This is a genomic window from Seonamhaeicola sp. S2-3 (assembly GCF_001971785.1).
Lineage (GTDB): Bacteria > Bacteroidota > Bacteroidia > Flavobacteriales > Flavobacteriaceae > Seonamhaeicola.
Genome location: NZ_CP019389.1, coordinates 2,860,028 through 2,882,908, shown reverse-complemented (window position 1 = coordinate 2,882,908; position 22,881 = coordinate 2,860,028). Strand labels below are relative to the sequence as shown.

Annotated in this window: 22 protein-coding genes and 1 other RNA gene; 12 read left to right on the top strand and 11 right to left on the bottom strand. The window is 31.8% G+C overall.

Going from position 1 to position 22,881, the window contains the following annotated elements:
- Positions 1-67: 67 nt before the first annotated feature.
- Together aroQ and BWZ22_RS12545 are read right to left on the bottom strand one after the other, a co-directional pair.
- Entirely contained in the window at positions 68-484 is a 417-nt protein-coding gene (gene aroQ, locus BWZ22_RS12550; protein ID WP_076700463.1) for a type II 3-dehydroquinate dehydratase, read from the bottom strand.
- Between the two features lie 83 nt (positions 485-567).
- The gene (locus BWZ22_RS12545) at positions 568-1,188 is read right to left on the bottom strand and encodes an outer membrane beta-barrel protein (protein ID WP_076700461.1); all 621 of its coding nucleotides are present in this window, start codon (positions 1,186-1,188) and stop codon (positions 568-570) included.
- Between the two features lie 155 nt (positions 1,189-1,343).
- Here BWZ22_RS12545 and xerD point away from each other — a divergent pair, with 155 nt between their 5' ends.
- Both xerD and BWZ22_RS12535 read left to right on the top strand, forming a co-directional pair.
- Complete coding sequence (gene xerD / locus BWZ22_RS12540) at positions 1,344-2,240, top strand: site-specific tyrosine recombinase XerD (RefSeq protein ID WP_076700459.1); 897 nt, start codon at positions 1,344-1,346, stop codon at positions 2,238-2,240.
- 70 nt (positions 2,241-2,310) lie between these two features.
- The gene (locus tag BWZ22_RS12535; RefSeq protein WP_083692335.1) at positions 2,311-3,471 is read left to right on the top strand and encodes a PAS domain-containing sensor histidine kinase; all 1,161 of its coding nucleotides are present in this window, start codon (positions 2,311-2,313) and stop codon (positions 3,469-3,471) included.
- A gap of 50 nt (positions 3,472-3,521) precedes the next feature.
- On the opposite strand, the gene rny is transcribed toward BWZ22_RS12535, so the two are convergent.
- The 4 genes from rny to BWZ22_RS12515 form a co-directional block, all read right to left on the bottom strand.
- Positions 3,522-5,096 carry a ribonuclease Y gene (gene rny / locus BWZ22_RS12530; RefSeq protein WP_076700457.1) on the bottom strand — a complete coding sequence of 525 codons (1,575 nt, stop codon included), beginning with the start codon at positions 5,094-5,096 and terminating at the stop codon, positions 3,522-3,524.
- A 60-nt stretch (positions 5,097-5,156) separates the two neighbouring features.
- A non-coding RNA gene (ssrS, locus tag BWZ22_RS12525) (6S RNA) lies at positions 5,157-5,264 on the bottom strand.
- A gap of 55 nt (positions 5,265-5,319) precedes the next feature.
- The gene (locus BWZ22_RS12520; RefSeq protein ID WP_076700455.1) at positions 5,320-5,613 is read right to left on the bottom strand and encodes a cell division protein ZapA; all 294 of its coding nucleotides are present in this window, start codon (positions 5,611-5,613) and stop codon (positions 5,320-5,322) included.
- Positions 5,614-5,628: 15 nt separating this feature from the next.
- The gene (locus tag BWZ22_RS12515) at positions 5,629-5,919 is read right to left on the bottom strand and encodes a hypothetical protein (protein ID WP_076700453.1); all 291 of its coding nucleotides are present in this window, start codon (positions 5,917-5,919) and stop codon (positions 5,629-5,631) included.
- Between the two features lie 175 nt (positions 5,920-6,094).
- Between BWZ22_RS12515 and BWZ22_RS12510 the strand changes: the two genes are divergently transcribed.
- Positions 6,095-7,780: a M23 family metallopeptidase gene (locus tag BWZ22_RS12510; protein ID WP_076700451.1), complete on the top strand. Its 1,686-nt coding sequence runs from the start codon at positions 6,095-6,097 to the stop codon at positions 7,778-7,780.
- Between the two features lie 145 nt (positions 7,781-7,925).
- Positions 7,926-10,346 carry a TonB-dependent receptor plug domain-containing protein gene (locus BWZ22_RS12505; RefSeq protein WP_076702493.1) on the top strand — a complete coding sequence of 807 codons (2,421 nt, stop codon included), beginning with the start codon at positions 7,926-7,928 and terminating at the stop codon, positions 10,344-10,346.
- On the opposite strand, the gene BWZ22_RS12500 is transcribed toward BWZ22_RS12505, so the two are convergent.
- Both BWZ22_RS12500 and BWZ22_RS12495 read right to left on the bottom strand, forming a co-directional pair.
- Positions 10,347-11,777, bottom strand: coding sequence for a hypothetical protein (locus BWZ22_RS12500; RefSeq protein WP_076700448.1), 1,431 nt, complete (start codon positions 11,775-11,777; stop codon positions 10,347-10,349). It abuts the gene before it with no gap.
- 97 nt (positions 11,778-11,874) lie between these two features.
- Positions 11,875-13,020 carry a cysteine desulfurase family protein gene (locus tag BWZ22_RS12495; RefSeq protein WP_076700446.1) on the bottom strand — a complete coding sequence of 382 codons (1,146 nt, stop codon included), beginning with the start codon at positions 13,018-13,020 and terminating at the stop codon, positions 11,875-11,877.
- 120 nt (positions 13,021-13,140) lie between these two features.
- Between BWZ22_RS12495 and BWZ22_RS12490 the strand changes: the two genes are divergently transcribed.
- A complete protein-coding gene (locus BWZ22_RS12490; protein WP_076700444.1) occupies positions 13,141-14,046 on the top strand; it encodes a hypothetical protein in 906 nt (301 codons plus the stop codon).
- On the opposite strand, the gene BWZ22_RS12485 is transcribed toward BWZ22_RS12490, so the two are convergent.
- Together BWZ22_RS12485 and BWZ22_RS12480 are read right to left on the bottom strand one after the other, a co-directional pair.
- Entirely contained in the window at positions 14,039-14,599 is a 561-nt protein-coding gene (locus BWZ22_RS12485; protein WP_076700442.1) for a Smr/MutS family protein, read from the bottom strand. The genes BWZ22_RS12490 and BWZ22_RS12485 overlap by 8 nt on opposite strands.
- Before the next feature lies 1 nt (position 14,600).
- Positions 14,601-14,789, bottom strand: a complete 189-nt coding sequence (locus tag BWZ22_RS12480) for a hypothetical protein (RefSeq protein ID WP_076700439.1) — start codon at positions 14,787-14,789, stop codon at positions 14,601-14,603.
- 114 nt (positions 14,790-14,903) lie between these two features.
- Between BWZ22_RS12480 and BWZ22_RS12475 the strand changes: the two genes are divergently transcribed.
- From BWZ22_RS12475 to BWZ22_RS12465, 3 genes are read left to right on the top strand one after another with little or no spacing between them, the layout of a single operon-like run.
- Entirely contained in the window at positions 14,904-16,781 is a 1,878-nt protein-coding gene (locus BWZ22_RS12475; RefSeq protein WP_076700438.1) for a T9SS type A sorting domain-containing protein, read from the top strand.
- A 51-nt stretch (positions 16,782-16,832) separates the two neighbouring features.
- Positions 16,833-17,108 (top strand): DUF2752 domain-containing protein, encoded by a 276-nt coding sequence (locus tag BWZ22_RS12470; protein WP_076700435.1) that lies wholly within the window; start codon positions 16,833-16,835, stop codon positions 17,106-17,108.
- A 10-nt stretch (positions 17,109-17,118) separates the two neighbouring features.
- The gene (locus BWZ22_RS12465; RefSeq protein WP_076700434.1) at positions 17,119-17,445 is read left to right on the top strand and encodes a CCC motif membrane protein; all 327 of its coding nucleotides are present in this window, start codon (positions 17,119-17,121) and stop codon (positions 17,443-17,445) included.
- 45 nt (positions 17,446-17,490) lie between these two features.
- Here the strand turns inward: BWZ22_RS12465 and rocD are convergent, their stop codons facing one another.
- Positions 17,491-18,735, bottom strand: a complete 1,245-nt coding sequence (gene rocD / locus BWZ22_RS12460; RefSeq protein ID WP_076700431.1) for an ornithine--oxo-acid transaminase — start codon at positions 18,733-18,735, stop codon at positions 17,491-17,493.
- Positions 18,736-18,989: 254 nt separating this feature from the next.
- Between rocD and rlmD the strand changes: the two genes are divergently transcribed.
- The 4 genes from rlmD to BWZ22_RS12440 all read left to right on the top strand — a co-directional run bounded on the left by rlmD (position 18,990) and on the right by BWZ22_RS12440 (position 22,760).
- Positions 18,990-20,399 carry a 23S rRNA (uracil(1939)-C(5))-methyltransferase RlmD gene (rlmD, locus tag BWZ22_RS12455; RefSeq protein WP_076700429.1) on the top strand — a complete coding sequence of 470 codons (1,410 nt, stop codon included), beginning with the start codon at positions 18,990-18,992 and terminating at the stop codon, positions 20,397-20,399.
- A gap of 55 nt (positions 20,400-20,454) precedes the next feature.
- The gene (locus tag BWZ22_RS12450; RefSeq protein ID WP_076700427.1) at positions 20,455-21,000 is read left to right on the top strand and encodes a DUF6452 family protein; all 546 of its coding nucleotides are present in this window, start codon (positions 20,455-20,457) and stop codon (positions 20,998-21,000) included.
- Positions 20,972-21,691, top strand: a complete 720-nt coding sequence (locus BWZ22_RS12445) for a DUF6048 family protein (protein WP_232225166.1) — start codon at positions 20,972-20,974, stop codon at positions 21,689-21,691. Before BWZ22_RS12450 ends, BWZ22_RS12445 begins: the two co-directional genes overlap by 29 nt.
- Positions 21,692-21,917: 226 nt before the next feature.
- Positions 21,918-22,760, top strand: coding sequence for a hypothetical protein (locus BWZ22_RS12440; RefSeq protein WP_076700423.1), 843 nt, complete (start codon positions 21,918-21,920; stop codon positions 22,758-22,760).
- The last annotated feature ends 121 nt before the right edge of the window (positions 22,761-22,881 follow it).

The window sequence follows — 22,881 nt, the reverse complement described above, 5'->3', positions numbered from 1 at the left end:
TTAAATATAAAAAGTTCCGATTTCTCGGAACTTTTTTTGTTTATAATAGTTTTAATTTAATAATTACTTACAGAAAACTTTCTAAAGCCAATTCATAACTCTGCAAGCCAAAGCCAAGAATGACACCTTTGGCATTTGGAGAAATATAAGATTGATGCCTAAACGCTTCTCTACCAAAAGTATTAGATATGTGTACTTCAACAACAGGTGTTTCTATGCCTTTTATAGCATCACCAATACCAATAGACGTGTGCGTGTAAGCTCCTGCATTTAAAATTACACCATCATAACTAAAACCAACTTCGTGCAATTTATCAATCAATTCACCTTCTATGTTAGATTGGTAATAACTTAAGTTTACGTTGGGGTATTTACTTTTAAGTTCTTCAAAAAATTCAGTAAACGTTAAACTACCATAAATATTAGGCTCTCTTTTGCCTAATAAATTTAAATTAGGTCCGTTAATGATAATGATTTTTTTCATAAAGTAAATATATTTAAAATTTGAGCATAAAAAAACCGAAGCAATACATTATTACTTCGGTTTAAATTTATTTTAAATTAAATTTAGAATTTAAATAAAACTCCAAAATTAGCAGTACCACCAAATGGGTTGTTTACACTACCTGCTCCTAAATTAAAATCAGTTTCAGCTTTTGCTCCACTAGTATCATACTTAGAAGAAGAAAAACTTAAAAGATTGTCTAATCCAAAAGTAAGAGCAATGTTTTCTTTTACAAAATAGTTAAGACCTAATGTTAATCCGGCACCAATAGTGTTCTCTTTTAAATCAGCTATTTTGTCATCATCTATATTGTACCCAACACCTAACTCTGTATAAGTTTTAAAACGCTCTCCTAAGTCTAAAAAGTAGTAACGTCCAAAAACACCAAATCCAAATCCAGAAGTCTTATCTGTATCAGTACCTGCTACTTCTCTTTTGTAAGAATTAAAATCTAACATACCTCCAATAGCCAAATCATCATTCAAAAAATAACCTACTTTTGGGCTAATACCAAATGCATTGGTTTTTGTATCAGAATTTTTGTCATTAGTACTATTGAAATTTACATTTCCCTCAACAATAACATCTCCTTCAGAAAAACCAAAATAAAGAGTTTCATCCTGAGCATTTACTTGTGAAAATGCTAAAACTGCAATTGCAGCACTCATTAATAATTTTTTCATAATTTTTAAGTTTGAAATTTGTTTAATTGACAACAAAAGACGAACATATTTTTGGTAAAAGCAAATAAATTCCTCTAAAAAAAATGCATTTTATCCGATTTATCTGCATTTCAAAGAGTTACCTATTATAATAAATTATATTATTTTTACCCAACATGAAGTGGGAGCAATTACTTAAAGATTATAAATTATACCTAAAAATAGAACGTGGATTATCTGATAATTCTATAGATAATTATGCTCGTGATGTAATAAAACTTATTAGATATCTTGAAACAAATGAGATTAACGCCTCTCCTATTTCAATTGCATCTGAAACCATTAAACAATTTATTTATGAGGTGGCTAAAAACGTTAATGCACGTTCACAATCTAGAATTATTTCGGGCTTACGAAGTTTTTTTTCTTATTTAGTGTTTGAAGATTACAGAAAAGAAAACCCTTTAGAGCTTATTGAGTCGCCCAAAATTGGCAGAAAACTTCCTGATACCTTATCTGAAGAAGAAATTGATAAAATAATTGCTGCCATAAATTTAAGCAAACCTGAAGGAGAACGCAACCGCGCAATGCTTGAAACCCTTTATGGTTGCGGCTTGCGTGTAAGCGAACTTGTTAATTTAAAAATATCTGATTTATTTTTTGATGAAGGGTTTATTAAAGTTACTGGTAAAGGAGACAAACAACGTTTTGTGCCCATTGTAGAGTCTACCCAAAAGTATATCAACATTTATAAAAACCAAATTAGACCCCATTTAAACATCCAACAAGGGTTTGAAGATACTCTTTTTTTAAACCGAAGAGGTAAACAACTTACCAGAGCCATGGTTTTTACTATTGTAAAACAACTAGCCGAAGAAATAGGATTAAAAAAGCGCATATCACCCCATACGTTTAGGCATTCTTTTGCTACACATTTATTACAAAATGATGCCGATTTACGCTCCATTCAACTTATGCTAGGGCATGAAAGCATTACTACTACCGAAATTTATGTACATGTAGACAAAAGTCACTTAACTAAAGTGGTTGAAAAGTATCATCCTAGAAAATAATGCATTTAACCGATGTTTTTTGTCTTTTAATCGATATTTAAGTATATTTGATTTTAATTACCTACTTATAATGAATGAAAATTTAAAAACAAACTACACTATTAGAAATATTGTAGACGTAAATATAAATTTAAATTACGATAAACTCACCTCAAAATTCGCCCTAGAAAACTCTAATATTGGAGTTTGGGACTTCCATTTAACAACAAATACTGTTCATTATTCTAAAGAAGCTAAAAGAATTTTATGCCTTGATGAAAAACATGAAACTACATTTGACTGGAAAAAAATAATACACCCTGAAGATTTAGATAAACTAATATCTACTCTAAAAAAACATTATGATGGAGAAATTCCAAATTATATAAGTGAACACAGAGTTTTATGCAGCAAAGGAAAATATAAATGGGTAAAAGACAGTGGACGCGTAGTAGAAAGAGACAAATTAGGAACCCCCTTGCGTATTATTGGAACTGTATGTGATATTTCAGAAAGAAAAGAAAAAGAAGTAGAAACAGTACAGAACTTAAATATTATAACCAATCAAAATAAAAGGCTCCAAAATTTTGCACACATTGTTACTCATAATTTAAAAGAATACACTGGTAACTTTGAAAGTTTACTTGAGTTTTATGATGCCGCCGATACCGATGAGGAAAAAGAAGAGTTAATAAAGCACTTAAAAACTGTATCAAATTCTTTGAGTAAAACCATTGTTAATTTAAATGAAATTGTTAGTAAGCAATCTACCAAAAAAATTGAACGTGAAAAGCTAAACATTTATCAATGTATGGAAGACACATTCAAAATTATGGATATTGAAATTGCTAATAAAAAAGCACTCATTATTAACAATGTAAATCCTGAAATTTATATTTATGCCAACCGTTCTTATATGGAGAGTATTATTCAAAACTTAACTTCTAATGCTTTAAAATACTCACATCCAGACAGAAAACCTATTATAAATATTGATTCTGAATTATCTGAAGACGGCATTTTAACCATTACGGTTACCGATAATGGTATTGGTATTGACTTAGATAAATATGGTAATGATATTTTTGGGTTATACCGTACATTTCATGGAAATAAAAATGCTGAAGGCGTGGGCTTATATTTAACAAAAAGTCAAGTAGAAACCCTTGGAGGAACTATTGAAATTAGTAGTCAAGTTAATGTAGGTACTACTTTTACTATTACTATGAATATCAAAAAAAATCCAGATTAAATCTGGATTTTTATATCTTGTATATTCAAAACTTCTACTATTTATACTACTTACTTAGCTATATTAACAGCTCTGGTTTCTCTAATAACCGTTACTTTAACCTGACCTGGATAGGTCATGTCTGTTTGAATTTTTTGCGAAATATTAAATGATAAATCTGCTGCTTTATCATCATTTACTTTTTCACTTTCAACAATAACACGAAGTTCTCTACCTGCTTGAATGGCATAGGCTTTTTTAACGCCATTAAACCCAAAAGCAATATCTTCAAGGTCTTTTAAACGTTGAATATAACTATCTAATACCTGGCGGCGCGCTCCCGGACGTGCTCCAGAAATAGCATCACACACCTGTATAATTGGTGCTAATAAAGATTTCATTTCAATTTCATCGTGGTGCGCACCAATAGCATTACAAACATCTACTTTTTCTCCAAATTTTTCTGCCCATTGCATCCCCAAAATAGCATGTGGTGTTTCCATATCTGCTTCAGCATCTGGCACTTTTCCTATATCATGCAGTAAACCAGCACGTTTAGCTAATTTAGGATTCAATCCTAATTCTGCTGCCATAACACCACAAAGCTTAGCTACTTCACGTGAGTGCTGTAACAAGTTTTGACCATAAGAAGAACGGTATTTCATACGCCCTACCATTTTAATTAGCTCTGGGTTTAGGTTGTGAATACCTAAATCTATAACGGTGCGTTTACCTACTTCAATAATTTCTTGTTCTATTTGTTTTTTTGTTTTCTTAACAACTTCTTCTATACGTGCAGGGTGAATTCTACCATCGGTTACCAACTTATGTAAAGATAAACGGGCTATTTCTCTTCTTACAGAATCAAAACAAGATAATATGATTGCTTCTGGCGTATCATCAACAATTATTTCAACACCTGTAGCCGCTTCTATAGCACGAATATTACGTCCTTCACGCCCAATAATTCTACCTTTAACATCATCAGATTCTATATTAAAAACAGATACGCAATTATCAACTGCTTCTTCTGTTCCTATGCGTTGGATGGTATTAATTATAACTTTTTTAGCTTCTTGTTCTGCTGTTAATTTAGCTTCTTCTAAAGTGCTTTGAATAAATGCCATGGCATCATTTTTAGCCTCTCCCTTTAAAGACTCTACAAGTTGTTCTTTAGCTTCTTCGGCCGATAAACTAGAAATAACTTCTAGTTGTTGTACTTGGCTTTTATGCAGTTTATCAAGCTCTTCTTGTTTCTTTTCTAATACATCAAGCCTGTAATTGTAATCTTTTATTTTACTTTCAAGGCTCTGATTTAATTTTTTTCCTTTAGAAAGTTCACTAGAAATTTGAGATTCCTTATCTCTTGTTCTTTTTTCGGCTTCAGCCATTTTTTTATCTCTAGACAAAATCACTTTTTCATGTTCTGCCTTGAGTTCTATAAACTTCTCCTTAGCTTGAAGAATCTTATCTTTTTTAATATTTTCTCCTTCACTCCTTGCCTCTTTTAATATTAAAGTGGCATTTTTTTTAGCTTCTTTAATTAATTTAGAAGCTTTACTTTTCTCTAACACTTTGGCTATTACAAATCCTATTATTAAGCCTAAAATTGCGCCTCCTACGGCTATTATGATTGGGTTATCCATTCTTAAATTTAGTTGTATTATATATATAAAAAAAGCCTACACTAGTATAAAGTTTTGTATAAACTCCTTAAAAACAAGTTTAGGGCTAACAAGCTGATCAAGGATCCACTACAAGGTGGCTTGCTTTTACAACTTAAACTCACCCTTTTTAAAGAATTAACGTTGAGTTTATCAAAAAAAATAACTAATGCAGGCAGTAACTTTAGTTTATTTTAAAGAACGTTTAAGAGTTTAAATGTGAATTTAATAATTGGTTAAGCTCTTTAAGCTTTACCTCTACATGGTTATTCACATTCTCTTTATCAATAGATTTCTGTTCTACTTGAGATGCAAATTGTAAAGCACACATTGCTAATACATCTTGTTTATCTCTAACAGAATAACTTTGCTCAAACTGTTTAATCATATAATCAATGTTTTTAGCAGCTTTACGTAATCCTTCTTCCTGACTTGCTTCAATGGTTAAAGGATATACTCTATTAGCTATTGATAGCTTTATTTTAAGCTTTTCTGACATTGAATTTATGTTACATTAATCTGAGAGTTGCGCAATACAATAATCAATTTCTCTGATTAACGCGTTTATTTTAAGCTTAGTTTCTCTTTTATTATCGTCACTACCAAGTATTGTATTTGCTACTTTGAGAGCTTCATACTTTTCTTCCCACTGAGCATTAAGCTTCTTTTGGTTCTGAATTTCTTGTTTTGAAGCTTCCAATTCTTTAGATAATTTTGAATTAGCTAGCTTTAAAAGCTCTAGTTTGTGTAATACCTTGCTAATTTTGTTTTCTAAAGAATCTACAATATCTTCAATATTACTCATTTACAAAATTCAATACTTATCTCACAAAGTTAACATACCTAAACTTAAATAACAATTGTTTTTATAAAATTTTTAAAAGTATAGTAAATGGGCTTTCACAAAAAACAATGGCTTGATTTTTGTTTTCTCTTTGCTTATTCATGTCAAATTAATATTTTAGCCATTAAACTTTTCTATGAGATTAATCTTATTACTTACTTTTGTTTTCCCTTTTTTAATTGGTGCTCAAAATAAATATCCACAAGATTATTTTAGCAATCCTTTAGACATTCCTTTAATCTTATCTGGCACCTTTGCAGAGTTACGTTCAAATCACTTTCATGCTGGCTTAGATATTAAAACACAACAACGTGTTGGATTAAAAGTAAAAGCCGCAGCTGATGGTTATGTTAGTAGAATTAAAGTGTCTCATTACGGATACGGAAAAGCACTTTACATAACCCACCCAAATGGTTACACTACGGTTTATGCGCATTTACAAAAATTTGCTCCAGCTATTGAAGCTTATGTAAAAAAACAGCAGTATAAGAAAGAATCTTATGAAGTTCAAATGTTTCCCAGTGCTGAAACCTTACCAGTAAAAAAAGGTAGTTTAATAGCTTACAGTGGCAATTCTGGTGGTTCTGGTGGTCCTCATTTACATTTTGAAATTAGAGATAATGCAGAACGCCCAATAAACCCTATGCTTTTTGGAATTGATATTGCTGATTCTAAAGAACCATACGTAAAATCTATTTATGCGTATCCTTTAGATGAAAACTCCTTTGTTAACAACTCTAATGAAAAACAAAAACTACGTTTAATTCCGTTAAAAAATGGAGATTATGTAGTTGAGAATATTGAAGCCTTTGGAAATATTGGTTTTGGAATTGAAACTAATGATAGGCAAAATCTTGCTGCTAATTCTAATGGTGTTTATAATATTAGAACGTTTTTTAATGGCAACAATAATTTTGAGCTAGACTTTAAACGTTTTTCTTTTGCTGAAACCAAACATATTAATCAGTTAATTGATTATGAACACTATGTTACTAAAAAGCAGCGCATTCAAAAATTATTCAAAATAAACAACCCGCTTAGTATTTATAAAGAAGTTTTAAATAATGGCATTTTAAATATTGAAGACAGTACTCATTCTGTCTACAAAATTAGAGTTGCAGATTATAAAAACAATGAAACTTGGGTAACTTTAAATATAAAAGGTACTAAAAACAAAACGGTAACTCCTTTAAAACCAAAAACAACGCCTTATTTCATAAAAGCAGACCAAGCTATTAATTTAAAGCAAGACAAAGTAACTGTTGATTTTTATAAAGACACATTTTACGAAGACTTTTATATAGACTTTGAAGTTAATAACGATACCCTAAAACTTCATAAAAACGTCATACCAACCAAAAAGAGTTTTAAAATAACCTATGATATTAGTAACTATAAAGACCAAGATAAAAATAAACTATACATTGCTAGATTATTAGGTTACAACAAATATCCGGCATATACATCAACAAAAAGAAAAGGTGATTTATTAATAGCAACTACAAAATACCTTGGCACTTATGCCCTAGCAACAGATACCATAAAACCTACCATTTCTCCTTTAAATTTTAAAAACGGACAATGGCTAAGTAAATACAGATATTTAAAAGTTAAAATTAACGATAAACTCTCTGGTGTGTCTAATTACAGAGCTACAGTAAATGGAAAATGGATTTTAATGGAGTATGATTATAAAACAAAAACCTTAACACATGATTTTAACGATGGTGTTGTTACCGATACAAAGAATAATTTAAAAGTAATTGTTACTGATAATGTTGGAAATAATTCTACTTTTGAAGCGTTGTTTTACAGAAAATAAACTTTAACCACCTTTGAGAACAAAATTTTCACTCGGTAATCGAGATTTAATCACCTCTAAGTTTTTATTAAAATTAAAAACTATTTCTTGTGAGTCCCTTCTTTACAATTCCCACAAAAGTTTTTGGTTTGCTTTATTTTTTATAATCACATTAACAGGTTTTTCGCAAACTGCTACTATTAGAGGTGTTATTTTAAATGAAAATAATTTACCTATAGAAGATGTAAATATTAATGCCAATGGCATGGGTACTAAAACCAACGCTAATGGCTTTTATATATTAGAAATCCCTTCTAACCTAGATGTTTCAATAGAATTCACTCATCTTTCTTATAAAAAAATTGTAAGCACTTTTAATTTAAAAAATGGTGAAGCGTTTGAGTTTAATCCGGTTATGAAAACATCGTTAGAGCAAATTTCAACGGTAATCATCAATTCTACCAGAAGAAAAGAAGTAGAAGGTATTGTAACGCTTCAACCAGAAGTTATTAGAAAAATACCTGGAGCCAATGCGGGTGTTGAAAATTTACTTTTAACACTTCCTGGTGTTAGTAACAATAATGAATTAAGTACGCAATACTCTGTTAGAGGCGGTAATTATGACGAAAACCTAGTATATGTAAATGATATTGAAGTTTACAGACCATTTCTAATTCGCTCTGGGCAACAAGAAGGATTGAGTTTTGTTAATACCGATTTGGTTCAAAATGTCGATTTTTCGGCAGGAGGCTTTCAAGCTAAATATGGCGATAAATTATCATCTGTTTTAGATATAACTTACAAAACACCTTATCAATTTGAAGTAAATGCAGATTTAAGTCTCTTAGGTGGTAGTGTTTCTTTAGAAAACATTAGTAAAGACTCAAAATTTACAAGCATTATAGGTGCTCGTTATCGTGATAACAGTCTACTTGTAAATGCAAAAGAAACCGAAACCAATTTTAACCCCACATTTGCAGATATTCAGGCTTACCTAACCTATAAATTCACAAATAAATTTCATTTAAGCTTTTTAGGAAATGCTTCCATAAACAAATATAATTACGAACCACAAACGCGACAAACTAATTTTGGTACACTAACAGATCCTATTGCGCTTTTAGTGTTTTACGAAGGACAAGAAAAAGACCAGTACCAAACCTATTTTGGAGCATTTAAAGGCACTTATTTTGCTAATGACAACCTAACCCTAAAGCTTATAACCTCAACCTATCACACTACAGAGGAAGAATATTTTGATATTTTAGCACAATACAGTTTAGGTGAAGTAAATACTGATATTGGTGATGAAGATATTGGTGAAGTAGAGTTTAGCGAAGGTATAGGAAGCCAACTAAATCATGGTAGAAATGATTTAGACGCACTTATTACTAATATTGAACATAAAGGTGATTTTAAAATTGATGACAACCGCATTGAATGGTCTGTAAAATACACCCATGAAGATATTAGAGACCGCTTGGTTGAATGGGAAGTTATTGACTCTGCAGGTTTTTCTATAAGGCCTCCAAAAACGGAACCAACTAACCAACAACCTTACGCACCTTATAGTGGTCCGTTAGAGCCTTATCAAAATATAAGAGCAACAAATAACACACAAATTAACAGAATACAAGCTTATGCCCAGTGGAGTAAACGTTCTACATTAGGAAATAATGATGTTTGGTACAATGCAGGTGTTAGAGTGCATAATTGGTCTGTTAAAGGCAATGATATTTCATCATCTAACCAAACAGTTTTTAGCCCAAGAGCTCAATTTGCAATTAAACCAAATTGGGAAAAAGATATGCTTTTTAGAATTGCTACTGGTTTATACTATCAACCTCCATTTTACAGAGAATTACGTGATGCAACCGGAACCGTGCAACCCAACGTAAAAGCACAAAAATCGTTTCATTTGGTTTTAGGAAATGATTATAGTTTTAAAATGTGGGACAGACCTTTTAAACTAACCTCTGAAATTTATTACAAAAATTTAACCGATGTAAATCCGTATACTATTGAAAATGTTCGTATCCGCTACAGTGCTAACAACAATGCCAAAGCTTATGCTTACGGATTAGATATGCGTTTAAATGGAGAGTTTGTTCCTGGTACCGAATCTTGGTTTAGTTTTGGTTATTTAAAAACAGAAGAGAATATTGATAATCAAGGCTACATAGCAAGACCAACAGACCAACGTTTAAAATTTGCTGCTTTATTTCAAGATTATGTACCCAACGTACCCAATCTAAAAATGTACTTAAATTTGGTTTATAATACTGGAGTGCCTGGTGGTTCTCCAAGTTATGCAAATCCTTATGTGTACCAAAACCGTTTACCCGATTATAAAAGAGCCGATTTTGGTTTACAATGGGTTTTGGTTGATGATAAAAAGCAATTTAACCACGGATGGAAAAAGCCTTTTAAAGAACTTTCATTTGGCTTTGAAATTTTTAACATGTTTGATGTACAAAACTCTATCACAAACACTTGGGTAAGAGATGTGTATAGCAAGCAACAATACGCTATTCCTAATTATTTAACACCTCGTGTTTTTAACGTGAGAACTACTATGAAATTCTAATTATTTTATACTTACGTTTTCTGAAAATACGATTAAATTATCATTACCTCCACCGGTTAAACGCTGTGCATAGACTTCAATATAGTCTCCATTAGCTAAGTTGGTATTGGTATTTATAGCTACATTTTGGATTTGATTATCATTATCTATGTAAACTACAGCATTAGATTCAGTAATTACAGATCCATTTTTTGCTATGTAGAACGCGTAAAAATTAGTTGCTGCTCCATTTACTCTAACAGATAACGATGCGTTTACTTGAAATTGTCGTTCTTTTACACCATCATAAACAAGCCTATTATTACCTCCTGCGCTAGTAAACCTAAACAAATTATTAGTAACAAAAGTTCCACTTCCTTGAACTTCATCGGCAATTCCGTTACTTATGGTTTGAGAAAAACCTGAAGTTACATCACCGTTGTAATAGAAATTTCCTGCTGCAGCACCATCGGTTTCAACAGGTAATCCTGGACAATTCACATCCCAGTCTCTGGTAAAATTATAACCACTATATGGCGATGTTCCGTTAATGTAATTTCCTCCACCGTAAAAAGCTACATCTGCAAAGGTAGCTCCTCCGGTAATAGAGGTAACACCTGTAACATCAAAACCTACATTAGTTCCAGTAACCTTAGTAAAACCACCTTGTTTAGCAATAACTTCAAAATCACCAATCATAGTTTGGTATGTGCCTGCGTTTGTACCATCCCATCCTTCAGAATTCAATAATAACTGATGAATATTTGTATAGGTTATACCTGCAGCATTATTCACAAACTGCAAAATGCTATTAAATACAAGATTAAAACCTGAAATAATACCAACACTACCTGAATTTACAATAAAGCCATCTCTTAATATTAAATTTTCTACTCCTGTACCTGTTAAGCTAAAAACAGTGCCACCGGGTGCAGTAAGCGTTAAACTTCGTATTGAACCACCTGTATTTCCCTGAAACAAAGTACCTGTACCTACAAGCACATCTTCATTGGTATCTCTACCTGTTAAGTAAGCATCATTCAAATTAATTGGTACAGCCAAAGTTATAGTACCATTTATTTCATAAAGTGTATTAGCTGTTAACAAATACTCGGTACCACCACCAACAGTAAGCTCATCAGCTAAATCTGCGGCGCTTTTTACTAATTTATAATTATCTCTCTGTTGGGTTGAAAGCGGCAACCATACAGATCCGCTGTAGTAATAAAACAAGTTTTCATCAGTATCAAACACTAAAAGCCCTTCTGCAGGCGTAGCTATAGCGTTTTTTTGTGCAGTTGTCATTCGTGGTGTTAACATCCCTTGTGTGGTAGATTCAACATCTAGAATTGAAGAGGGTTTTGGCGTAGCTGTACCAATACCAACTTGAGCAAATAAATTTAACTGAAATACTAGAACTAATAAAGAAAAGTAAATTTTGTAGGCTCTCATGATAATAATTTTAAATTTGGGTAAACTAATGTGAGAGACTAATGGAATAAATTTACGAAAATAAACTAGAGATAAAAACAAATAAACAATATATTATTTAATAGCAAAAGCTTTTTAGAGTTTCAACTACATAATCAATTTCTTCTGTAGTATTATAAATACTAAAAGAAAAACGTAATGATGGTTTTTTAATAGCATCATCAGATAAAATTTCTGTTAACACATGAGATACTTGTGCACTTCCGCTTTGGCAAGCACTACCTCTAGAGCATGCTATTCCTTTTAAATCTAACTGAAATTGCAACATACTTGCGCTACCCAAGGTTGTAGGTAAGCAAATATTCACTAAAGTATAAGCGCTTTTATCCATATCATTAGAAAGTCCATTAAAAACTACTTCTGGTATGGTTTTAGTTATTTTATTTACAAAATACTGCTTTAAGTTTTTAATATACAGAGCTTCTTTTTCTAAATTACCATAAGCATATTTTAAAGCCGTTTCCATACCCACAATGTTATGCACACTTTCGGTTCCTGCTCTAAGACCGCGTTCTTGCTCACCTCCAAAAATAAGCGGTTTTAAACCTGTATTTTTTCTAACAACAGCAAACCCTACCCCTTTAGGACCATGAAATTTATGTGCCGATGCCGCTAAAAAATCTATTTTAACTTCTTGTAAATCTAAATGATAATGCCCTACAGATTGTACCGCATCGGTATGAAACAAAGCATCATGTGCTTTACACATTTCTGCCACTGTTTTCACATCTAAAATATTACCTATTTCGTTATTAATTTGCATTAAGCTAACCAATTGTTTCTTGGTTGTATTCTGCAGTAAACTTTCTAAATGAAGTAAATCTATACTTCCATTTAAATCTAATTTCACGTATTTAACGGTAACATTATATTCTTCAACAAGAGCATCAATAGTGTGCAAAACGGCATGATGTTCAATTTTTGAAGTAATTATTTCTTCCACCCCCAAATCTCTAACAGCACTTCTTAATACCAAATTATCGGCTTCTGTACCTCCCGAAGTAAAAATAATTTCACTAGCCAATACATTAAAAAAACTGGCTATAGTTTTTCTAGATTGTTCCACCAAAGCCTTTGAAGCTCTTCCAAAACTGTGCGAAGACGAAGGGTTTCCGTAATTATTTTCCATAACACTACGCATAGAAGTAATTACTTCTTCTCGTATTTGTGTGGTAGCAGCATTATCAAAATAAACAGGCTTCATTATAAGTAAATTTAAGGATTTGATCCTTTTAGAGCTCAAAAATACTTGAAATAAAATTATTTTCAATATGATACGTTATAAATAACAATTCTATTATTTTTGCTTTAAAATATATACTCAATGCGCAAGTTAATTTTTGTTTTATTTTCTATTTTCTTAATCTGCATCTATTCATGTGATGATGGCGATATTATTGAATTTAATCTTGATTTTGATGATGAATTTTATGCTTGCGAAGGTGTATCAGATTTGGTAATTTATAAAACTAAAAATGATCCTTCAGAATCATTATCAATCCTTATTCCTAACTTCACCTTAGAAGACCTCATTAATGTTGGAGATAACGATACCCTTGAGATTACAGATAAATCGGTTACTTTTTATTACAGAACTTATAGTGATGAAAATATCTCTAATTTATTTTGCGAAGATATTCCAGATGTAGTTAACATAACCCGCAATGAAGTGAGTTATGATAGTACAATAGATATACTTACTGTATTAACAGAAGATGACGGTGATGGCATTGATAGTGCATTAGAAGACATTAACGGAAATGGTGATTTAACAGATGATGATACTGATAATGACGGCATACCAAACTATAAAGATGCTGATGACGATGGTGATAATGTGCTAACTAAAGATGAAAACCCAGACCCAGACGGTGATGGCGATTTAAGTGATGCTCAAGATACTGACAATGATGGTATCCCAGATTATTTAGATGCTGATGATGATGGCGATGGGGTTAACACCCGTGATGAGGAAACTTCTAGCCAAGATAAAAATCCTACTAATGATGTTACTAATGAAGATGTTGGACCAGATTACCTAAACCCTGATGTTTCAAATAATATTCCTGCTACCGAATATAGAACACATACTGTATCTAAATCTTATTTAGTAACTGTAACTGTAAAGAATATTTCTATTAACGAAGCAGTAATAGAAAGTTTATATTTTGGTACTTTAAGCGATAGTAATACCAGTGAAACTGAAACCCTATCTCCTGTTTTTAATTAGGCTTTACATTTTGATAGATATAAACCTCTGTAGCACCTAAACCATATTTTTGGTAATTGGCATCGTAGTACTTTATATTGTTATAACGCCCAAATAAATATTCTAGTTCTAATTTTAAAACGCCTTCGCCTACACCGTGAATAAACACTACTTTTTGAATACGTTTTTTTATTGCAAATTCTAATTGCCGTTTAGCAGTGTCTAGCTGTAATGTTAACATGTCATGGCTAGTCATGCCTCTAGTAGATTTCACTAACTGATTTATATGTAAATCTACCTCTAAAGTAGGTTGAAAACGCTCTTTTGCTTTTACCTTTGGTTGCTTTCGTTTTTTGCTTTGCTCCTTTTCATAAACAACCGTATTTAAATTTGAATGCGAGAAAATATCATTTTTAAAAGAACCTGTTTTGGCTTTTACCAAAGCTTCTGCTTTAAAATCTAGTAAAAACCCATCTTCAGTTTCTATAGAAACTGTATCACCGCTAAGATTTTTTACAATTCCAGATAAATCTTCATCTAAAACAAAAACAGTATCTCCTTTTTTAAAATTCACTTTAATCTTCTGTATTATTAAATTCGTCTTTATCCTTTTTACTTGGTATTGTTTTAGATATTCTGTAAATACCTACCATAAGCAAAACAATACCCAATATAAGTACTAATACATTTTGAGCTTTACTACTGTTTGCATATAAAGCAACAATGGCTCCCAAAAGAATGAGTATATAGTTTAAATATTTCATTTTAAATTTTAAACAAAATTATAATGAATAAGTGTAAAACTGTTAATATTTTCTAGCAATTTTAAATACCATAAAAAATATTGTATTTTAGCAACGTTCATTAAGCCCCAAATCATGAAACATATCGTCTTAGTTTTAAGCGTATTAACTTTCTGTTTAAATACCTATTCTCAAGATTTATACGTTGGAAACAATACCGAATTATACGCACTAGATGTGCCTGTTTTTGTAACTAATGACATTAGGTTAGAATCTCCCACATCAAACTTTTACTTAAGAGGCGATGCTCAATTATTGCAAGATGCCAATATAAAAAATTCTGATGAGGGTGAAATATCTGTTTACCAAAATCAAACCACTAATGTATATGAATACAACTTTTGGTGTTCGCCAGTTGGAGTTAGTGATAATACTTCAAACCAAAACGTAGATTTTAACGGTACCAATATACACGACCCTGATGATGACACTGATGTTAGCAATGTTACATCTGTTCCTTACGGGTACACAACAAGCTATGAAGGTACAGCCACTGAACTTTCAAATTACTGGATTTACAGTTTGCGCGATGGCAAAGGCTACTACAGTTGGAAACAAGAGTTTGATACCGGCAATATTAAAACAGGTTATGGTTTTACCTTAAAAGGAAGCCCAAATACTGATAATGTATTAGATTTTAGAGGTCGCCCAAATAATGGAACCATTTTAGTAAGTTGTAGATTTTATGGTGTTGATGATCAACCATCAGGAATACCTAACAGTGCACAAACGTTAACAGGTAACCCATACCCTTCTGCACTAGATTTAAAATTGTTTTTTGCACAATCAGTAACCAATCAAGCTATACTTTTAAATGAAATTTATTTCTGGGAACAAAAACCAAAAAACTCGCATTTTTTAGCTGATTATGAAGGTGGTTATGGTGTATATACACCTGGTGATTTAGCTGATTTCACAGATAATGGCACCTACACCTTTGCGCCTTTTGAAAACTATAATGGCGACGGTACAACAAATGGTACTACTACTGGAAACACAACTGATTTTAGCGGTAACAACCAAAGGCGTTTTGCTGCCGTTGGACAAGGTTTTATAATAGCAAGTGATCCTATTGGTATTGGTGGTGATGCTGAATTTACCAACGCTATGCGTGTTTATTTTAAAGAAGATTCAACACCCGGTGGTAATGGTTCTATTTTTGCAAAAAACAGTAAAAAAACAGGTAAAAACACACAAACAAAAAACTACCCAATGTCTCACAACGGTGTAGATTATAAAAAGATTATTGATAACCCAACAATAATACCTGAAATAAGAATACATACGCACGTTAATAATGCTTTTTACAAAGAGAATGTTATTGCTTTTAGAGAAGGCACACCCAATAACAATACCTACAATAAAGGTTTTGATGGCTCAAATGTAAACACCTTAAGTAGTGATGCGTATTTAATTTCTGAAGATAAAAATTTATCTATTAAATCTATTAACTATTCTGAAAGCACCAGATTAAAATTTGGTTTTAAAACCAACCAAGACAATACGCTTTTTAGCGTTACCGTAAATCAACTTAACAACATACCTAATGATGTGGATGTATATATGTTTGATAATGAAACCAACACATATACCAATATTAAAGACGGAAGTTTTAACACCGTTTTAAATAAAGGTGTTTATAATGACAGGTTTGAAATTACGTTTGCTAAAAACACCTTAAACACTACTGAAGAGACTTTTAGTAACTTTAAAATATACCAAAATAACACACAAGCACAAGTTGTTATTAACAACCCCAATAGTTTAAAACTAAAGGAAATAATACTATTTGATGTTAGTGGAAAACGTGTTTTATTTGAAACCATAAATTCAAGTAATAACACGCTGTCATTTTCAACAAAAAACCTAAGTACAGGTGTATATGTTGCTAAAGTAACAACAGATAACGATGCTGCTAAAACTCAAAAAATTGTAATTAACAACCAAAAGTAATAGAGATATAATTTATTACATTAGCATAAATTTTAAATATTTATCATTAGTATGGAAGGATATATGCTACCATGTTTAAACAAACAACTTTTTGGAGTTGAATGTTTAGGTTGTGGTATACAAAGGTCTATTGCTTTAATTTTTAAAGGAGAATTTGTAGAGGCATTTTATATGTACCCTGCCATTTACAATATTTTTATATTACTGATTTTTCTTATATTTAATCTGTTTATAAAATTTAAACACGACTATAAAATTAAAATGGGATTAATATTCCTAACGGTTTTAATAGTTGTGGTTAGTTACTTAATAAAAATAACACACTAAAACCAATCAAATGGAACAACAAAAATTACCAAATTCAACGCTTATTCTAGTTTTCGGAATCTTATCAATAGCAACTTGCTGCTGCTATGGTATTATCGGTTTAATTCTAGGTATTATTGCAATAGTATTAGCTAATAAAGCTACAAAGGTATACGCTGAAAACCCTGAAGCCTATACAGGATATTCTAACGTGAAAACTGGAAAAATACTAGCTATAATAGGTGTAATACTTAGTGCTATTTATATAGCCTATGTAATATTTATGTTTGTTACAGTTGGTTACTCTGGAATAATGGAACAATACCAAGAAGCCTTAAAACAAATGGGACAACAATAATCATGCTATTAAGCATAAAAAAAGCGACCTAAATGGTCGCTTTTTTTATGCTTCAAACTGTTTAAAGGTTTTAGTTATTATACTAACACAATCTAATAGTTGTTCTTTATTCATCACTAAAGGTGGCGCAAACCTAATAATATTACCATGTGTTGGTTTTGCTATTAAGCCATTGTCACGTAAGGCTAAACAAATATTCCAAGCGGTATCACTATCTTCAGTATCATTAATTACTACTGCATTAAGCAAACCTTTTCCTCTTACTAAAGTAGCAATATTACTAGTTTCAATATACTTGTTTAACTCTGCTCTAAATATTTCGCCTAAAGCAGCAGCGTTTTCGGCTAAATTTTCTTCTTTAACAACCTCTAAAGCAGCTATAGCAATAGTAGCTGCTAAAGGATTCCCTCCAAATGTACTTCCGTGAGTTCCAGGTGTCATAACATCCATAATTGGGTTATCTGCCAAAACTGCACTTATTGGATAAGCTCCTCCACTTAAAGCCTTTCCTAAAATTAAAATATCTGGTCTTACATTTTCATGATGCACCGCCAATAACTTACCTGTTCTAGCAATACCTGTTTGTATTTCATCGGCTATAAACAAAACATTATGTGCTTCACAAAGTGCTTTTGCTTTTGCTAAATAACCTTCGGAAGGCACATACACACCTGCTTCTCCTTGAATAGGTTCTACTAAAAACCCTCCTATATTTGGATTATTTTTTAAAGCCAACTCTAATTGTTCTAAATTATCATAATCAATACTTATAAAACCATCAGAATAAGGTCCAAAGTTTTTATTAGAGGTACTATCACTAGAAAATGATACTATAGTTGTAGTACGCCCATGAAAATTACTATTGCATACTATTATTTTAGCTTGATTTTCTGGAATACCTTTCACCTCATAAGACCATTTACGGCACACTTTAATAGCTGCCTCTACCGCTTCGGCTCCAGAATTCATGGGTAATAATTTATCAAACCCAAAATATTCACAAGCATACTTTTCGTATAGCCCTAATTTGTCATTAAAAAATGCTCTTGAAGTTAGCGTTAATGTTTTGGCTTGTTCAACCATAGCATTAATAATTTTAGGATGACAATGCCCTTGGTTAACCGCAGAATATGCCGAAAGAAAATCGTAATAACGCTTTCCGTCTACATCCCAAACATACACACCTTCTCCTTTACTTAAAACTACAGGTAGCGGATGATACGTGTTGGATCCATACGTTGTTTCTAATTCAATTGCTTGCTGTGATGTTAATTTTTCTAAAACAGCCATTTTAAAAAGTTTTTAATTAATAAAATAACCATTCCTGCTCTACCTTTATCCTTTCAGAAAGTTCCGAAAATTCAGCGTGGGAGAGAAATCATCCCTGGATAGGTTTGCAAGGTAACAAATATTCTTCATAAAAATCTATTTTCACAGTTTTCTAGAAAACGAATCATTTGCGTTTTTCAACATAAAATCCAAAATCATTTAAAGTTAACAGAAATAAAACAACATTTATTTGCGGCTATTATTATTTTTGCACAATGTCTAGAAAAAAAAGAAAACAAGTTTTTACAAACATTGAAGTTATAGATGCTGGAGCTAAAGGTAAAACAGTTGCCAAAACACCCGATGGCAAAGTTATTTTTTTATCTAATGCCGTTCCTGGCGATGTAGTAGATATTCAAACTTTTAAAAAGAGAAAAGCTTACTACGAAGGTAAAGCAACCGTATTTCATAAACTATCAAATAAAAGAACACAACCAGTTTGCGAACATTTTGGTACCTGTGGAGGTTGTAAATGGCAACACATGGATTACAAGTACCAATTAGAGTATAAACAAAACGAGGTTACAAATAATTTAACTAGAATAGGCCATATTGAACTACCAGAAGTTACGCCTATTTTAGGGTCTGAAAAACAATACTTTTACCGTAATAAAATGGAATTTTCTTTTAGTGATAGCCGTTGGTTAACACTAGAGGAAATAAAAAGTGATGAAGATTTAGGCGATAAAAACGCACTAGGCTTTCATATACCTGGCATGTGGGATAAAATATTAGATGTAAAAAAATGCCATTTGCAAGCAGACCCATCTAACGCCATTCGTAATGCTGTAAAACAATTTGCAATAGATAATAGTTTAGAGTTTTTTAATACCAGAAATCAAACAGGTTTGTTGCGTACCATGATGATTAGAACATCTACAACTGGTGATATTATGGTGCTTATTCAGTTTTTTAAAAATGATAAAGTTAAACGCGAATTGTTGTTAGATTTCCTATCGGAAACCTTTCCTGAAATAACATCTTTGTTATACGTTATCAACCAAAAGGCTAATGACACTATTTACGATCAGGAAATTGTTTGCTACAAAGGCACCGACCATATTTTTGAAGAAATGGAAGGACTTCGTTTTAAAATAAATGCTAAGTCTTTCTACCAAACCAACTCAGAACAAGCCTACGAGCTTTATAAAATAACACGAGATTTTGCTGAATTATCTGGTAATGAATTGGTTTACGATTTATATACAGGCACAGGTACCATTGCTCAATTTGTTTCAAAAAAAGCCAAAAAAGTGGTAGGCGTAGAATCGGTTCCAGATGCTATTGCTGCTGCCAAAGAAAATGCACAATTAAATAATATAAATAACGTTGAATTCTTTGTAGGTGATATGAAACAAGTTTTTAACGCTGCGTTTATTGAAACCCATGGGCAACCAGATGTAATTATAACAGATCCTCCGCGTGACGGTATGCATAAAGATGTAGTACAACAAATACTAAACATTAGCCCAAAAAAAGTAGTTTATGTAAGCTGCAATAGCGCAACACAAGCTAGAGATTTGGCTCTTATGGATGCCGTTTATAAGGTTACCAAAACGCAAGCGGTAGATATGTTTCCGCAAACGCATCATGTAGAAAATGTTGTACTTTTGGAAAAAAGATAAGTAACTATAAAAAAGTTGAATTCTGTAAGTAAAACAGAATCTATTTTATAAAAGAATGAAAAACATAAAATTAATTATTGTTCCAATTATACTGCTTATAGTTGGTATTAGTATAAGTTGCGAACGCGATGATATTTGTCCCGAAAGCACCTCTACCACTCCAAATTTAATAATTGACTTATACGATAGTAATAACCCTGAAAGCTCAAAAAATGCTTTTAACATGGTAGTATATGGCGAAGATAATGACGAAATTTTATCGGGTTATGAATCTGTTACTACCAATCAATTAGTACTGCCTCTTAAAACAGATGCCAACTCAACCACTTACATTCTTCACAAAGATTATAGTTATGATGATAATGACACCCCCGATGATACCAGCGATGATATTATTGGCGGAAACCCAGATACTATTACCATAAATTACCTAACAGAAGAGGTTTACGTTTCTCGTGCCTGTGGGTATAAAACTATTTATAAGAGCGTAGAAATAACTGTTGAAGACGATGGTGATAATTGGATAATTTCAACAGAAAACTTAACCGATAACGAACCTATAGAAGATGACTATGACACGCATTTTTACATTTTTCATTAGTACTACAATGATGTTATTTTGTGTGTCTGTTAATGCACAAAATGATAGTATCCCTAAAGCGGTTAATGACTCCTTAGTTATAAAGCATAAATACGGACTTAGAGTTGCTGGCGATATTGGTAAACTAGCACGCTCGTTTCTTGATGATGAATACACAGGGTTTGAAATAGCAGCAGATTTTAGATTAAAAAAAGACTTATACATTGCTGGCGAACTAGGTTTTGAAGAAAAAAGTACCGTTAACGATTATTTAGATATTAACACAACAGGCTCTTATTTAAAAGCAGGCATAGACCTAAATATGTATGACAATTGGTTAGACATGGACAATATGGTTTATGCCGGATTTAGAGTGGGTGCCAGTACCTTTAGTCATGATTTAAACAGTTTTACTATTTACCATACCAATCAATATTGGGAACCTCAATATTCATCAGATGAAGTACAAGAATTTAGTGGCTTAACCGCTTTTTGGGGCGAACTCATTTTAGGAATGAAGGTAGAACTCTTTAACAACCTTTACATGGGGTTAAACGTGCAACTTAAAACCTTAGTTTCTGAAAACGAACCAGATAACTTCCAGAATGTATATGTACCTGGTTTTGGCAAAACCTATGATAGTAGTAGCATAGGCACTAGCTACAGCTATACCCTAGCCTACAGAATACCGCTTTATAAAAAAGCTAAATAAATCTGTTAAGCGCTTTTTTGGTTTATAAATTATTAACAAGTAGCTATGAGTAGAGTACGCCTTGATTTTTTATTATAAAAATTCTAACTTCGTCTACAGATGCATATAAACTATTGATAGGTACATATATACTCGACTTTATCAAAAATTTAAGATATTAGCTGTAACGTATATTACTTATAAAAGCATAGTTCTAAAAATAGGCGCGATTTTAAAATAAAAAAAAATGAAAAAAGCATTATTATTCATAGCAATAGTGAGTCTCTTTATAAATTTCAAAGGTAATGCAATAGGTTTGAGATCTGTAAAAGAACAAAATTTCAATATAGAAAAAGATTTGTTGTTAGTACAATTTGATTGTAAAACAGATGTAGATGACCTACATACTATAGCCGCTATGGCAACCTTGATACTAAATGCAAAATTTTCTAAAATTCAATATCATGCAGTTGCCGGCACATATGGTACTCAAAAAGGTTTATATGTGCCACCTAATGATTTATTAAAACTCTGCTTTGGAAATAACTGGACAGATGCCAATGAAAATTTCAACGAAGCAATTAAGAAAGTTAAAACAATCGTCCTAAAAACACTTGTAAAACAGGGCGATATATGGATTGCAGAAGCTGGACAATCTGATTTTACGGCCAAATTAATAAAAGCTATTCAAATAGACTTACCTAAAATAGATGTTACAAAGCGTATTCATGTGGTGCAACATAGTGACTGGAATGAAAAACATACTTCTGCAGAGCATCTTAAATTTATAAAAGAAAATTCTGATTATAAGAAAATTCCTGACGGAAATGTTGTAGGAAATGGAACTCCTGGATTTTGTGACCCTAAATACACTTATTGGAAAGATAAAATCACAAATCCAAAGTTGTTTGAAATATGGAAACTTGCCACAAATTTATCAAACAAATACAATGGAAAAGAGGGCCGCTATAACAATAAGGCAATTTCAGCTGGCGGAATGGACTTTTCAGACTTTTCTGAAGTTTGTTGGATTTTAGGATTAAAAAACATTAATGATATAGAACAATTTTTTAATACTTATTCGCTTTAAAATATCCTAAACTTTATATAGGATTAAAAAAATGAAAAAAGTAACAAAGCTGATTTTAATAGTAATTGGATAATAATAGTTCCAACTAAAGGATTTTGGCTTACAAAAGCCACAAGCAACG

What these genes read in the sequence shown, in the direction of transcription:
- rocD (WP_076700431.1), bottom strand. Translation starts at nt 18,735, where the DNA reads ATGGCTGTTTTAGAAAAATTAACATCACAGCAAGCAATTGAATTAGAA.
- aroQ (WP_076700463.1), bottom strand. Translation starts at nt 484, where the DNA reads ATGAAAAAAATCATTATCATTAACGGACCTAATTTAAATTTATTAGGC.
- rny (WP_076700457.1), bottom strand. Translation starts at nt 5,096, where the DNA reads ATGGATAACCCAATCATAATAGCCGTAGGAGGCGCAATTTTAGGCTTA.
- BWZ22_RS12495 (WP_076700446.1), bottom strand. Translation starts at nt 13,020, where the DNA reads ATGAAGCCTGTTTATTTTGATAATGCTGCTACCACACAAATACGAGAA.
- BWZ22_RS12450 (WP_076700427.1), top strand. Translation starts at nt 20,455, where the DNA reads ATGAAAAACATAAAATTAATTATTGTTCCAATTATACTGCTTATAGTT.
- BWZ22_RS12445 (WP_232225166.1), top strand. Translation starts at nt 20,972, where the DNA reads ATGACACGCATTTTTACATTTTTCATTAGTACTACAATGATGTTATTT.
- BWZ22_RS12465 (WP_076700434.1), top strand. Translation starts at nt 17,119, where the DNA reads ATGGAACAACAAAAATTACCAAATTCAACGCTTATTCTAGTTTTCGGA.
- rlmD (WP_076700429.1), top strand. Translation starts at nt 18,990, where the DNA reads ATGTCTAGAAAAAAAAGAAAACAAGTTTTTACAAACATTGAAGTTATA.
- BWZ22_RS12490 (WP_076700444.1), top strand. Translation starts at nt 13,141, where the DNA reads ATGCGCAAGTTAATTTTTGTTTTATTTTCTATTTTCTTAATCTGCATC.
- xerD (WP_076700459.1), top strand. Translation starts at nt 1,344, where the DNA reads ATGAAGTGGGAGCAATTACTTAAAGATTATAAATTATACCTAAAAATA.
- BWZ22_RS12520 (WP_076700455.1), bottom strand. Translation starts at nt 5,613, where the DNA reads ATGTCAGAAAAGCTTAAAATAAAGCTATCAATAGCTAATAGAGTATAT.
- BWZ22_RS12545 (WP_076700461.1), bottom strand. Translation starts at nt 1,188, where the DNA reads ATGAAAAAATTATTAATGAGTGCTGCAATTGCAGTTTTAGCATTTTCA.
- BWZ22_RS12535 (WP_083692335.1), top strand. Translation starts at nt 2,311, where the DNA reads ATGAATGAAAATTTAAAAACAAACTACACTATTAGAAATATTGTAGAC.
- BWZ22_RS12480 (WP_076700439.1), bottom strand. Translation starts at nt 14,789, where the DNA reads ATGAAATATTTAAACTATATACTCATTCTTTTGGGAGCCATTGTTGCT.
- BWZ22_RS12515 (WP_076700453.1), bottom strand. Translation starts at nt 5,919, where the DNA reads ATGAGTAATATTGAAGATATTGTAGATTCTTTAGAAAACAAAATTAGC.
- BWZ22_RS12470 (WP_076700435.1), top strand. Translation starts at nt 16,833, where the DNA reads ATGGAAGGATATATGCTACCATGTTTAAACAAACAACTTTTTGGAGTT.
- BWZ22_RS12500 (WP_076700448.1), bottom strand. Translation starts at nt 11,777, where the DNA reads ATGAGAGCCTACAAAATTTACTTTTCTTTATTAGTTCTAGTATTTCAG.
- BWZ22_RS12475 (WP_076700438.1), top strand. Translation starts at nt 14,904, where the DNA reads ATGAAACATATCGTCTTAGTTTTAAGCGTATTAACTTTCTGTTTAAAT.
- BWZ22_RS12440 (WP_076700423.1), top strand. Translation starts at nt 21,918, where the DNA reads ATGAAAAAAGCATTATTATTCATAGCAATAGTGAGTCTCTTTATAAAT.
- BWZ22_RS12510 (WP_076700451.1), top strand. Translation starts at nt 6,095, where the DNA reads ATGAGATTAATCTTATTACTTACTTTTGTTTTCCCTTTTTTAATTGGT.